This is a genomic window from Pseudomonas sp. MM227 (genome assembly GCF_947090715.1).
GTDB lineage: Bacteria > Pseudomonadota > Gammaproteobacteria > Pseudomonadales > Pseudomonadaceae > Aquipseudomonas > Aquipseudomonas baltica.
Genome location: NZ_OX352319.1, coordinates 3,446,692 through 3,459,319 on the forward strand (window position 1 = coordinate 3,446,692; position 12,628 = coordinate 3,459,319).

Consider the following 12,628-nt stretch of genomic DNA (forward strand, 5'->3'; position numbering starts at 1 on the left):
TCTATTTCTTCGCCGCGGCGCGAGCGTCCGCCAGCCAGCCGTCGTATTCGGCCTGGTGCGCCTTGATCCATTCGGCGGCATGCCGCTTGATATCGGCCAAGGACTTTTCACCTTTCTGCATGCGCAAGTTCTGCGCACTTTCATCGGCCGTGGTAATACGCACTTCGGACAGGAACTTGGTGGCCACCGGATTCTCTTCCGAGAACTCCTTGTTCATCACTGCGTAGACGGTGTCTACCGGGAAGCCCAGGTTTTTCCCGTTATAGAAAGTGTCCTTGGATTCCTTGCCATCGGGCAGCGAGGTGAAGGGCACCGGCAGCCAGACCACGTCGCGGCCCTCCACCAGTACGCCGGCGATCCACTGCGGCACCCAGGTGAAGAACAGGATGGGCTTGCCTTGTTCGAAGCGCGCAATGGTGTCGGCCATGAGGGCGAAGTACGAGCCGCGGTTGTCAACCACCGTAGGCTCCAGACCATAGGCTTTCATGTGGTACTCGACCATGACTTCGCACCCCCACCCCGGGTTGCATCCGGTCAGGTCGGCCTTGCCATCGCCATTGCTGTCGAACAGCTTGGCGATTTCCGGCTTCTTCAGATCCGACAGGTCCTTGATGTTGTAGGCGTCTGCAGTTTTCTTGTCGATCATGTACCCCTGCAGTACTCCCTTCATCACTTCGCCGACCTTGACCATCGACTCATCGCCGCCAGCCTTGTTGTAGAAGCCTTCATGCAAGGCGCCCCACTCATGCACGGTGAAGTCCGCGTCACCGTACGACAGTGCCAGGAACATCGCCGGGTAATCGACCTCCTTGGGTGGCTTGACGTTGTAGCCCAGGTCTTTCAGGCCGGCTATGGCCACCTCCCCCCTGAAACGCTCTTCGGCGATGGATGGAAAGATGGGGGTGATCGACTTGCCGTCCCCAGGCTTGTTGGCATCGGCGGCGAACGCCCCGAAGCTCAGAACGGTGCCAAGGACTGCCGCGGCGAGGCTGGCAAGCGCGGATTTCTGGAGGGTTACAGGGTTCATGAGTCACCACGTTCAAGGGTTAGATAGGGTGAGCAGGCACATCAATGAGTGATCGCAGTTTCGACTGGCTTCTTCTTTTTCAACTTCATCAGCAGACCTACAGGGCCGGTTTCGTACCAGCGCTGACCCGTTGCCAGATCCTTGCTGCGCTCGCCCATGGCCTGGGTGAGTCGATCGAGGAACACGGCAAGCAGCACCAGCCCGGCGCCACCGACACTGGCCAGGCCCATGTCCAGCCTGCCGATACCGCTGAGCACCATCAGGCCCAGGCCACCTACGGAAATCATGGACGCCACCACCACCATCGAAAGCGACAGCATGAGCGTTTGATTGAGGCCGGCCATCATGGTCGGCGCGGCCAGCGGCAGTTGGACCTTCAAGAGCATTTGCGTCGCCGTGCAACCGAACGCCCTGGCGGCCTCGACCTTGTCTTCGGGCACCTGGCGGATGCCCAGATTGGTCAGGCGTACCAACGGCGCCACCGAGAAGATGATGGTGACGATCACTCCGGGCACGTTGCCGATGCCGAACAGCATGACCACCGGCACCAGGTAGACGAATGCCGGCAGCGTCTGCATGGCGTCCAGTACCGGACGAATGATCATCTCGAGCCGATCGCTGCGCGCGCTCAATATCCCCAGTGGAATGCCGATGACGGCACAGAAGACCAGCGATGTGAGCACCAGCGCGAGGGTGACCATGGCGTCCTCCCACACACCGATCAGCCCCAGCGCGGTGAGCGTGGCCAGGGTGAACAAGGCGATTCGCTTGCCGCCGATCTGCCAGCTGATCAGCGCGGCAATGATGATGAACACGGTAGGCGGCGCTGACAGCAAGCCTGCCTGGATGCCATCGAGTACCTGATCCACCGGCCAGCGAATCGAACGGAATACATCACGGAAGTTATGAACGAGATACTTGAGAACGCCCTCGACCCATGTCCCGAGCGGTACGTTTATGGTTTTGAAAGGATCCAGAAGATTAAAGTCGGACATAGCCCACCTCAGAGACGACCCGAAAGCTGATCGTGGATTTATCGGCTGCTCAAGCAGTTCAACAGGTGACCTTGCGAGATGGTCCCCTTGTACAAACCCCCACGGTCCACGACAGGCATGGGCGTGTGCGAGGCGGCAACGAGCGGAACGATTTCGCGCAGCAGCGCATCTGCATCGATAGGCGTGTGTCGGCCGGGCTCGTAGACGATGCGGGCGTCCAGCTGGGCGATATCGCCCGCGCGCAGGATGCGGCTGGTATCGAACCCTTCGAAGAAGTCCTTGACGTACGTGTTGGCTGGATTGCAGAGCAGTTCGCGCGGGGTTCCGATCTGTACCACTCGGCCGCCCTCCATGATCGCAATGCGATGCCCGATCCGAACGGCTTCTTCAATATCGTGGGAAATGAAGATGATGGTGCGGTTCTGCTCGGCCTGTAGCTTGAGCAGTTCGCCCTGCATTTCGCTGCGAATCATCGGGTCGAGTGCCGAGAACGCTTCGTCCATCAGCAGGATGGCCGGGTCGTTGGCCAGCGCCCGTGCCAGCCCGACGCGCTGCTGCATGCCGCCGGACAATTGATGCGGGTAGCTGTGTTCTTGCCCGGCCAGCCCCACCTGCCGCAAGGCCACCACTGAACGGCTGTAGCGTTCCTTTTCGCTGACGCCGCTGATCTCGAGGCCGAAGCTGACGTTATCGATCACGCTCATGTGGGGCATGAGGGCAAACGACTGGAAGACCATGCCCATGTCCTTGCGGCGCACTTGCAGCAGATCTTTGTCGGCCAGGCCGGTGATTTCCTTGCCATTGAGGAATATCGAGCCGGAAGTGGGCTCTATCAGCCGGTTGAAGAGGCGCACCATGGTGGATTTGCCCGAACCGGAAAGCCCCATGATCACGAAGATCTCGCCACGCTTCACGGAAAAGTTCGCATCGAACACACCGATGACCTGGCCCGTCTTTTCGAACACTTCGGCCTTGGAAGCGCCCTCGCGCAACATATTCATGGCCACTTTGGGTTGTGCCCCGAAGACCTTGTATACATTGTGTACGGATATTATATCGTCGGCGTTATTCATACCTTGCCTCCTTCGCGGCGGCACTCATTGCAGTAGGCAAATCATGGCAACGCGAAACATGTTGTAAGGGGCAGTGGTACGGGTAATTGTTCATCGCAACGATTTCCTTGTTTTTTATTCTTACCCCCAGGAATTAGGGTGTTTTTTCAATCTATGCCCAATGTGTATTCAGATCCAACAACATTTACAGCCCTTATTCGATAACGTTGGGTTATAGGTTCTGCATGGGTTGTGCAGCAGGCCTCGGGCATGCCAGCAAGCGACCGAGGCGCATCGAAAACGACACCGAACCGACACGGCGAAGCCAGGGTGCTATACCCTCGCCGCCGACCGAGCACAGCGGTACTGACAGGAGGTTGAGCATGTCGAAGCACGTTGACCCGGATACGATTCTGCTCAAGATGCCTTCGCTGCGTGCAGTCAAGGCCTTCGTGGCCGCCGCCAAGTACGAAAGCTTCACACGGGCTGCAGAGGCGCTGTGTGTATCCCAGGCAGCGATCAGTCGCCAGATCAAGGAACTCGAGGTTCACCTGGGCGCGGCACTGTTCACCCGTGTAGGTCGCGCGGTGGAACTGACCCCGGCAGGGACGCTGTTTTTCGACGCGGCCCACCTGTCGTTCGTCAATATTGCCCAGGCCGCCGAGCGTATTCGTAGCGCGCAATCCGAAAAGCGGGTGCTGACCATCTGTTGCTCACCGGCGTTTTCCGCGCTATGGCTGTCGAGCAACCTGCCGGAATTCTTTGCCCAGAGCGAAGGCATCGAGCTCAACCTGATTACCACGCAGAATTTCCTGACCATGGAGCCCGGCGTCCAGCCGGACGCGTTCATCACCAAGATTGCGCGCATACGCGACGGCTACAAGAACTACCACCTGTGCCACGACCTGATCTATCCGGTGTGCACGCCGGCGTATCTGCAGCAGCATCCCGAGATCGCCTCCCTGGACGGTATTCGCGACTCGGCGTTGCTCAACCTGAGTCCCTATGGCCGTTCCCAGGTCGCGGAGCATGTCGACTGGGGGGTATGGTTCGCCTTCCAGGCCATCGACCTGGACGATCGCCCCGCCGCCAGCCCGGCCATTTTCAATGCCAATGACTACAACTTGATCATCAGTATGGTGCTCACCCATCAGGGCATCGCATTGGGCTGGAACCATCTGGTCAGTGGACTCATCGGCAAAGGCCTGCTGGTCAGGCCGATTGCGGATCAAGTGCAGTTGCGCAATAGCTGCCACTACCTGGCGTGCAAGGAAAACTCGGACAACGAAGATGCGTTGCGCAGATTTCGTGAATGGATGCTCGGCAAATTTCCCAGACGGTGACATTCAAGCGCCGTTCAGCATTACTGGACGTTATGCATAGCCCTGCGAAAAAGTTGCTCGCGCCTTGGCGGCGATGCGCTCATCGTTGAATCACGTCGGTCAGCACTGACCTGCAGGATCATTCGAAGGAGCCGCTGGATGTCGCTATTCCTGTTCTGCCGAGATTTCGATTTTCAACAGGCACCTGCCAAGACCCAACAGATCCTCATGAACAGCCTGCTCGATATTCTCGGGGTCATGGCCGGAGCGACGGGCAACGACACCAGCAAAGCTGTTCGACGATACGCCCGAGCGCATTACCCTGGGGGGCGAGTTCACCAGCCGCATGATCTTCGACGGCCAGCGGGTCAATGTGCTCGGTGCCGGCTGGGCGGGTGGATTCACTGCCGACAGCCTCGACGCTCACGAGGGTCACTTCACCTCCAAGGGCCACGCAGGCGCCACTGTGGTGCCCGCCCTGCTCGCCCTGGCAGATGCGCTGGCCCACCAAGGCAAGCCAGTGAGCGGTCGTGAACTGTTGACGGCGCTGTGTATCGGCTACGAAACCGCCCTGCGCGCAGGCGTCGCATTGATGGCCACCTCGCCGACCTACCATGCCTCTGGCGGCTTCTCGGGCATTGGTGTGGTGTGTGCCGGGGCGAGGATGCTGGGCTTCGACGAATCGACATTCCGGCACGCGCTGGGCATCGCCGAATACTTCAGTGCACGCTGCCCGATGATGCGCGTGGTGCAGTCACCGACCATGCTGCGCGACGGTCACGGTGCCGGCGCATTCGCGGGGCTGAACGCATTGCTGATGGCACGCGAAGGCATGACGGGGGCACCGGCGGAAACCATAGAGGACGAATCCGTCGCGGCGTTCTGGCAGGATCTGGGCCATCGCTGGGAAATCGACAGCCAATACTTCAAGCCATGGCCCGTCTGCCGTTGGGCGCAGCCTGCGCTTACGGCAATGGTGGCACTGCAGCAGGTATCGGGCGGCATCGAGGTCAATCGGATCGAGAAGATTCGCGTCGAGACGTTCTTCGAATCGGTCTGCCTGCAGGGGCACACCCCTGCCAACGCCGACGAGGCGCAATACGCCCTTGCATTCCCTCTGGCCGCGCTTATCGTCCGGGGCAAGGTCGGGCCCGAAGAAGTCACGGGCGCATCGATCTGCGCCCCGGACATTCTCGCCATGAGCGCCAGGATCGAGATCGTGGAAGCGCCGGATCTTTCGGCGCGCTTCCCCGAAGAGATCCTGTCACGGGTCATCGTTACCCTTGACGACGGTAACGTACTGCGTAGCCAGACCACCGCCGCCAAAGGTGACCCGGAAACCGCGATGACCATCGCGGAACTCGAGAGCAAGTACGACATGTTCGCTTCGGTGTCGCTGGATGAAAAAACCCGTGAAGCGATCAAGGCAGGGGTCAAAAACCTGGCTTCATCGTCATCGGCGGTAGAAGCGCTCTCGGAAATCTTTCAAGCCCCAACTGCACCGGGGGCCAACCCGCCTGAAGTGCGCCACGCACGGCTCGACGAAGGGAGCGAGCAGGCGATCCATTCATAACCTGCCCGCATTGATTGCACGCCTTAAATGTCGTTTGATCCGCCTCGATTGGCGGGTATAGGCTGCGATCAATAGCCAGTCGGCAATGCCGAGCTGCATCTAACCTGGCCCCCAAGGTCTGCATCCTGGAGGAAATATGGATTTCAAGAAAACCGTTTTTGATCTGGTTTCCCAACGCAAGCCCAACCACTCGCTACCGGGCGCGCTATATAGCAGTAATGAAGTCTATCGCCAGGACCTCGAGCAGATCTGGCACAAGGACTGGATCTTCGCAGGCCATACCTTCGAAGTCGCCAAACCCGGTCAGTACATGACGCTTCAAGTAGGCGATTACCCCGTGGTCATCGTGCGCAGCAAGGACGGCGAAGTCAGAGCGTTCCACAACGCCTGCCGCCACCGTGGAGCCAAGGTCTGCGAAGCCGCGCAGGGCAAGGTCGCCAAGCTGGTCTGCCCGTACCACAAGTGGACGTTCGAGCTCGATGGCAAGCTGCTGTTCGCCGGCAACATGGGCCAGGACTTCGACAAGAGCCAATACAACCTCAAACCGGTGCACTGCGAAGTGGTGAACACTTACATCTACGTGTGCGTAGGTGTAGTCAAACCTGACTTCGAATCGTTCCGAAAGGCTGTGGATCCGTTCGTGGCACCGCACAACCTTGAAGAATGCAAAGTTGCCTTCGAGTCGAACATTATCGAGAAAGGCAACTGGAAACTGGTGTTCGAGAACAATCGCGAGTGCTACCACTGCGACGGCTCGCACCCTGAACTCTTGAACTCGTTCGTGGATAATCTTTCAGTGGGTGGCACCAGCGGGGAGGACGATCCGGAACTGGCGGCATACTGGAACAAGTGTGAAAAGGCAGGCTTGCCCAGTCGCCTGGTCATGGATATCCATGGCCGTTTCCGTATGACCCGGATACCGCTGTCGGCGGGCGCTGTCAGCTACACCATGGACGGCAAACCTGCCGTCAACGGTCGCCTGGACAAGTCCGGCGAGCCCGACATCGGCGCCTTGCTGTACTTCAACTATCCGTCGACCTGGAACCACTTTCTGGGCGACCACGCGTTGAGCTTCCGCGTGCTGCCCATCAGTGCCACTGAAACCCTGGTGACCACCAAGTGGCTGGTGCACAACACCGCCATGGAAGGTGTGGACTACGATCTGGATCGCCTCACCAAAGTCTGGATTGCCACCAACGACCAGGACAGGACGCTGGTGGAGGGCACCCAGCGTGGGGTCACTTCCCCGTCGTTCGAACCGGGCCCGTTTTCCGAAACGGCTGAAACCGGCGTTTGCCAGTTCGATGACTGGTACTGCAATACCATGCTCGATCGCCTTCAGGGGCCGATCCCTTTGAAGTCGGTTGGCTAGGTTCGAAGCCGGGGGGGCATTTGCACCCCCGCGCCCTGTCTGCACAGCGACCGCGTGGCCGAATCACGCGCACCGCCTTCCCTCCTCGCCACGCAAGCATGGCGCTGTCACAGTCGATGCCGCATAATTCCCCGATTCGTTTTCGGGAGGCAGTGGGGCGCATTCGCAGCCCCTCCTAGATCAATGGCTCATATTCTCTACGGCATCAAAGCCTGGGATGCCGTAGCGGATCTTGAAAACTTATTTATTTTCAGAGAGTTACACAATTTTCTATCAAGAAAACGCCTGTTTTTTACGAACGCCAGTATTTCAATAACCATTAACCCAAACGGATGTGTTTTGGGGAAGTTTTGCTCCCGAGCATCAAAATTCTAGAATGGCATCTCATGACCGAAAATATCTCTATCTGGTCCCATTGCAACGAGTGCTCTCGATCCACAAAGCATGAACAGATTGCCAAAAAGGTTCAGGCGGAGGATGAGTTCAATGAGTGGGGACATGACTACTCATGGAGCAAAACTAGCCTGATGCTCGAGTGTAGAGGCTGCGAGTCGATATCTATGAGGGTGGAATGGTGGCATTCGGAGTTTGACGCATCCGACGATATTGACTACTACCCACCTCGCGTCTCCAGGAAACCGCCCGTGTGGCAGTCGCATCTTCCTGCAGACTGGCAAAGCATGCTGCGCGAGATTTACACGGCTCTTCACGCTAACAGCAGAAGCTTGGCAATGATGGGCGCCCGGGCAATAGTCGATATGTACATGAATGATGCGGTCGGCGACATTGGCGGTTTTGCAAAAAAACTTTCGAAACTTGTCACTGATGGGCACTTGAGCAAGCAAGATAAAGAGATTTTGGATGTAGCATTGGAAGCCGGTCATGCAGCAGCGCATCGAGGTCATACGCCAACTGTTCAAGAAGTGGCGCATGTAATGGACATCGTTGAAAATCTCCTACAGAAATTTGCGCTCAGACATCACGCTGCAGAGCTTTCGAAAGGGACACCTCGCAGACTGATTAAGCAGGTAGCGCCTGATCCTAATAATTGAACTGCTGATGATGCAGCATTAGTGGTTAAAAGGTGCTCAAGGCCGTGATCGGCGTGCCCTCGCGGGCCTACCTGTCTAAATCGCAAGGGCCTCAAAGCTCAACTTAAAGGCAACAAACGCAGGGTAGGAACCGCCAGTATTAGACAGATGTTCAGCCCTTTCTCCGAGCGTTCTGCTCACTCTCACCCCACATTCTTGCACCACCACGACTGCGCATAGAGACATCCGCCCTCTTCCTCCAGCCCGCTCAGCACGAACCCGTTCGGCGCCATCCACGACAGCACTGCCTCATGCAGCAAAGGCAGCTCGCTTGCACCGATAGAGTTCACGCCCTTGACGCTGGCCGTCTTCGAGTTCCTGCCCAGGGCTTGGCACAACTCTTCATTAATCCGCAGATCGCCCATGGCCGCCGGCAGCCCACGGATCTCGGCCGCCTCAATCGGCTTGCCCAGGCGCATCCTGCGCGTCACTTGGCACCTCATGGCTCGATGCCATGCTGACGCACGCTGTGCGTCACGACGCCCCACACGGTGAACTCGTCGCCTTCCATGATGAAGCGATGGTGGTGGCCATCGCCTTCGGACTTCAGCACCGGCATGCCCCGAACATAGTCCAGACGCTTCACCATCGGCTCCTGATTCACCACCCCGATTATCACCTGCCCCTTCTTCACTTCCGCGCCCTTGTCGACGATCAGTAGGTCACCGTTGAATATCCCAGCACGGGTCATGCTGTCACCGGCGACGCGCACCAGGTAGGTGAGCGCGTCGGTGGTCAGACCATGGCCAAGCACCACGCCAAGCTGCGCAACGAGCGCGACAAGGATTCGCTCAACCTGCGCCACCTGGCCGAACAAGGCTACAGCGTGAAGGAAGCCGCTGAAGCCATGGGCACCTGCGAAAAACGAATCAGGCTGATGGCAAGCGAGAACGGTATTGCGATCGGGCATCGGCTTTGAAGCGAACGATCGACCGCCACTTGCACCAGCGTACCTGTCTGGGCTGGCTGGATATACCCGTGAGCGGACTGTATGCAAAAGATCACTCGAAACCACACAAACCATCGCTGCCGCGCCAGCCACCAGCGGGCAAAGCTCACTACTGAACAAGTATCCGCCATGCGCGCCGAGTATGAAGCGGGCGTTGGCGGCTACGAATACCTGGCGGCCAAGTTTGGGTGCGGCGTTTCCACTGCTCGCGACATCGTGAAGTACCGCACCCGCTGGGCTAGCTGAACTACATCGCCTGGAGATACGTAATGCCTACACCCACGGATACCGCCGAGTTCCTCGAAGAGTTGAACGGCGGCGCTTTCGCCAGCCAGATCGGCCACGCCCTGTCCGAAATCGCCTCGGGCGTCGTCGACCACGGCAAGGCCGGGAAACTGGTCATCACACTGGACTTCAGCCAGATCGGAGAATCCCACCAGGTGAAGATCAAGCACAAGCTGGACTGCAAGGTGCCCACCAAGCGGGGTACGCGCAGTGAGAACACCAGCTTGGATACCCCGATGCACGTCGGTTCCGGCGGCCGCATCAGCCTCTTCCAAGAGAAGCACGACCAGTTGTTCAGTCGTGAAGACGCCCCGATCAAACCCCGCACCTGATCTCGAACCCCACCACCAGGAATAGAAGAATGTCCCTGACCAAAGATGCAATCCAGCAGATTACCGAGACCGCACTGTCGGCCGCCGGCAAGATGCTGCCCACCAACACGCCAGTCGCGCTGATACCAGACGCCGTGAGCGTAGCCGACCTTGAGCGCTACATGGCCGGCCGGAGCCGGTTCCGCGGTACCTTCTCTACCCATTCGCTGGCTGATTTCGTCGGCCATGTGATCAAGCGAAACATGCCCGGCGCCAAAGGCTTCATCGACCAAGACGAGATGTCCTGCTCGCTTTTCTTCAACATCGGTGACGAGCTCAGCCCGGGCCACGCTGACGACCGTGCCTTGGTCAAGCTGAAGCCGTCTGCAGGCTACAAGGCCGCTCAGTTGGTCAACGGCAAAGCGATGACCCAGAAGGATATGAGCGACTGGATCGAGGACTGGCACCAGTACCTGACCCCGGTCGACGAGAACGAAACTGCCATCGCGATCGCCAAGGCTATCGCCGCGGTGCGCACCATCACCGTGAAGGCCACCAGCGAATCGGAAACAACGGTCGGGGATACCAGCGCCAGCCGCAGCGCCATGGACCAGATCGAAGCGCGCAGCAAGGAAACCATGCCGGTGGCACTGCTGTTCAACGTCATCCCGTTCGAGGGCCTGACGGAGCAGCAGATCAAGTTCCGCCTTTCGGTCATCACCAGCGGCCAGCAGCCGGTGTTGAAGCTGCGTTGGATCGGTGAAGAGGTCCAGCGCGAAGACATTGCCCAGGAATTCAAGGCAGTGCTCGAGGACAAGATCGGCGAAGCGGCGAGCCTTGCACTGGGCTCGTTCGATCCACGTTAAAAATGCGCGGGCCTGTGGCGGGCCCGCCCACCCTGCAAACGAAGGAGACCATCAATGCCGGCCAGCAAGAAGCCCACTAAAGTCCAACTTGAAACGCTCAAACACATCAAAGAGTATATCAAGGCACACCAGTACTCTCCCACCGTCGCCGAACTGGCTGCTGCTGCAGGCGTCACGCCGAACTGCGTCGCCGAAAGACTTGGTGCTCTGGTGAAGCTTAGGCTGGTCAGCAAGACGCCAGGCATCGCACGCAGCATTCGCCCGGTGTGACCACCCCTCCTTATTTGCCAGTCATCAGTCATATTTCTAAGAAAGATCAAATACACCACCGCAGCAAAGCATCGAAAACCAGCGCACTTAAATTCGGGCATTAAAGCCTTGCTTAACATATAGCATGTTATGTCGCAACCTTGAAAAGCTGCTCAACACATCCATATCTATAGATAATAAATCAATTAGAGCCTTATACTTTGGAATCGTATCGCATGCGAATATGACTTATGATGTCAGCCATCTCCATATCTTCATAGTCAGCATATGCGAGAGAACTATAAAGATTTAAGATGCCGGAATCATACTTCACCACTCTTCGCTCCAGATTTTTTAACATCGAATATTTTTCGACGTAGTACTTTAGCCCCAGACCTTGCTGCGACAAACAGTTAAGGAATAAACATGCAACTTCATTACTGCTAAGCTGAGCTCGTAGGATGTTTGCATAATCTCTCTGCAATCTATAGGAGCGCATCGCTCGCCTAATCTCCATACCCATCGGCGCTTTACTTGGAGAGCCTGATGAAATCTGCCCCATCCCATCAACATACTTGAGTATTTGGTAGATATTTCTAAAATAATGTCCAACCGACTCTACGTATGCAGATAGGAAATCTTGGGAATTCTTCTGAACGGCATCTACCTGCCCTTCACCAAGCTCCAAGCACTTGGAAATTAAAACGTTTTCAGTAAAATAAATCTTAACGATTTTTTCAAAAGCATCAGCACCATGATGGTCGGCTATAGTTACGCCGCGCCGGCCTTGAATCTTCAAATTCGTTGAAAGCTGCGAATGGACGTCAAGCAATCTAAAAAATACCGATTCAAAATTTTGTTGCTTAAATATATTACTCTGTTTATTTTGTATATCCTGCGCGTCTTTGGCGTCTCTCCGAGCCAACGCAAGCTCCTCTCTCTGCAACATCAAGTTATACAGTACGGCCATTAAAGCAAAAAAGCTTAATAAAGGATTTAGTACTCCGCCTATGAAATCACCTATTTGCCCCCAATATTGAGCGGTTTGTGGGTTTTTAATTTCCACCCACATCAAATCCACACCCAACTGGAAATGAACGAACACCAGCGCACCAACAGTCATCGACAGTATCAGTGCTAGGACACCTAGAAAATAGATAAAATTCCTACTTGACCCGTCCCTCCGACTGTGGATTCTACGTTTTATTGGTATCTTCATAGCGCTCTCCATGCTCAAAACGCGACATTTTACTGCTGAAAAAGATTCGTGGAAATGGATTACAGCGGCTACGGTGGTTTGCCTGTTTACGTTGCACATCCTCATCCAATTAGAGGCGGCATAAACACTTACCATCGTATCCCCAAACCGCTCCGCCTACCCGTGCAACCCCTCGATTTTCAAACAGCTGCACCAATGCGGTGTATACCGCGCCCAACGTGAACACCGCTCCGGCTCCAAACAAAAGCCAGTAGCGGTATGTAAAAGCGAGGAAAAAATGAGCCTACTAGCCGCTCAGTGCGTCATCGTGTGGCTCT

General features: G+C 56.8%; 13 protein-coding genes and 1 pseudogene. 8 read left to right on the top strand and 6 right to left on the bottom strand.

Features of this window, described 5'->3' with window-relative positions; all coding sequences use genetic code 11:
- Position 1: 1 nt before the first annotated feature.
- From proX to ONG87_RS15610, 3 genes are read right to left on the bottom strand one after another with little or no spacing between them, the layout of a single operon-like run.
- Entirely contained in the window at positions 2-1,027 is a 1,026-nt protein-coding gene (proX, locus tag ONG87_RS15600; RefSeq protein WP_122476614.1) for a glycine betaine/L-proline ABC transporter substrate-binding protein ProX, read from the bottom strand.
- A 41-nt stretch (positions 1,028-1,068) separates the two neighbouring features.
- Complete coding sequence (gene proW, locus ONG87_RS15605) at positions 1,069-2,022, bottom strand: glycine betaine/L-proline ABC transporter permease ProW (RefSeq protein ID WP_122476616.1); 954 nt, start codon at positions 2,020-2,022, stop codon at positions 1,069-1,071.
- A gap of 38 nt (positions 2,023-2,060) precedes the next feature.
- A complete protein-coding gene (locus ONG87_RS15610; protein ID WP_122476617.1) occupies positions 2,061-3,095 on the bottom strand; it encodes a glycine betaine/L-proline ABC transporter ATP-binding protein in 1,035 nt (344 codons plus the stop codon).
- Between the two features lie 362 nt (positions 3,096-3,457).
- On the opposite strand from ONG87_RS15610, the gene ONG87_RS15615 reads away from it, so the two are divergent.
- The 4 genes and pseudogenes from ONG87_RS15615 to ONG87_RS15630 all read left to right on the top strand — a co-directional run bounded on the left by ONG87_RS15615 (position 3,458) and on the right by ONG87_RS15630 (position 8,393).
- Positions 3,458-4,417, top strand: a complete 960-nt coding sequence (locus tag ONG87_RS15615; protein ID WP_122476619.1) for a LysR family transcriptional regulator — start codon at positions 3,458-3,460, stop codon at positions 4,415-4,417.
- Between the two features lie 138 nt (positions 4,418-4,555).
- Positions 4,556-5,969, top strand: a pseudogene (locus tag ONG87_RS15620) (MmgE/PrpD family protein).
- Between the two features lie 136 nt (positions 5,970-6,105).
- Positions 6,106-7,341: an aromatic ring-hydroxylating dioxygenase subunit alpha gene (locus tag ONG87_RS15625; protein WP_264381586.1), complete on the top strand. Its 1,236-nt coding sequence runs from the start codon at positions 6,106-6,108 to the stop codon at positions 7,339-7,341.
- A gap of 644 nt (positions 7,342-7,985) precedes the next feature.
- Positions 7,986-8,393 carry a DUF4145 domain-containing protein gene (locus tag ONG87_RS15630; protein WP_264381587.1) on the top strand — a complete coding sequence of 136 codons (408 nt, stop codon included), beginning with the start codon at positions 7,986-7,988 and terminating at the stop codon, positions 8,391-8,393.
- A gap of 182 nt (positions 8,394-8,575) precedes the next feature.
- On the opposite strand, the gene ONG87_RS15635 is transcribed toward ONG87_RS15630, so the two are convergent.
- Positions 8,576-8,851: a hypothetical protein gene (locus ONG87_RS15635; protein ID WP_264381588.1), complete on the bottom strand. Its 276-nt coding sequence runs from the start codon at positions 8,849-8,851 to the stop codon at positions 8,576-8,578.
- Between the two features lie 20 nt (positions 8,852-8,871).
- Positions 8,872-9,342: a LexA family transcriptional regulator gene (locus ONG87_RS15640; protein ID WP_264381589.1), complete on the bottom strand. Its 471-nt coding sequence runs from the start codon at positions 9,340-9,342 to the stop codon at positions 8,872-8,874.
- Positions 9,343-9,423: 81 nt separating this feature from the next.
- Between ONG87_RS15640 and ONG87_RS15645 the strand changes: the two genes are divergently transcribed.
- The 4 genes from ONG87_RS15645 to ONG87_RS15660 are packed head-to-tail and all read left to right on the top strand — an operon-like array spanning position 9,424 to position 11,113.
- Entirely contained in the window at positions 9,424-9,627 is a 204-nt protein-coding gene (locus ONG87_RS15645) for a hypothetical protein (RefSeq protein ID WP_264381590.1), read from the top strand.
- A gap of 23 nt (positions 9,628-9,650) precedes the next feature.
- Positions 9,651-9,998, top strand: a complete 348-nt coding sequence (locus tag ONG87_RS15650; protein ID WP_264381591.1) for a hypothetical protein — start codon at positions 9,651-9,653, stop codon at positions 9,996-9,998.
- A gap of 29 nt (positions 9,999-10,027) precedes the next feature.
- Entirely contained in the window at positions 10,028-10,843 is an 816-nt protein-coding gene (locus ONG87_RS15655) for a YfdQ family protein (protein WP_264381592.1), read from the top strand.
- Between the two features lie 54 nt (positions 10,844-10,897).
- Complete coding sequence (locus ONG87_RS15660) at positions 10,898-11,113, top strand: LexA family transcriptional regulator (RefSeq protein ID WP_264381593.1); 216 nt, start codon at positions 10,898-10,900, stop codon at positions 11,111-11,113.
- 193 nt (positions 11,114-11,306) lie between these two features.
- Here the strand turns inward: ONG87_RS15660 and ONG87_RS15665 are convergent, their stop codons facing one another.
- Complete coding sequence (locus ONG87_RS15665) at positions 11,307-12,215, bottom strand: putative phage abortive infection protein (protein ID WP_264381594.1); 909 nt, start codon at positions 12,213-12,215, stop codon at positions 11,307-11,309.
- Positions 12,216-12,628: the final 413 nt, after the last annotated feature.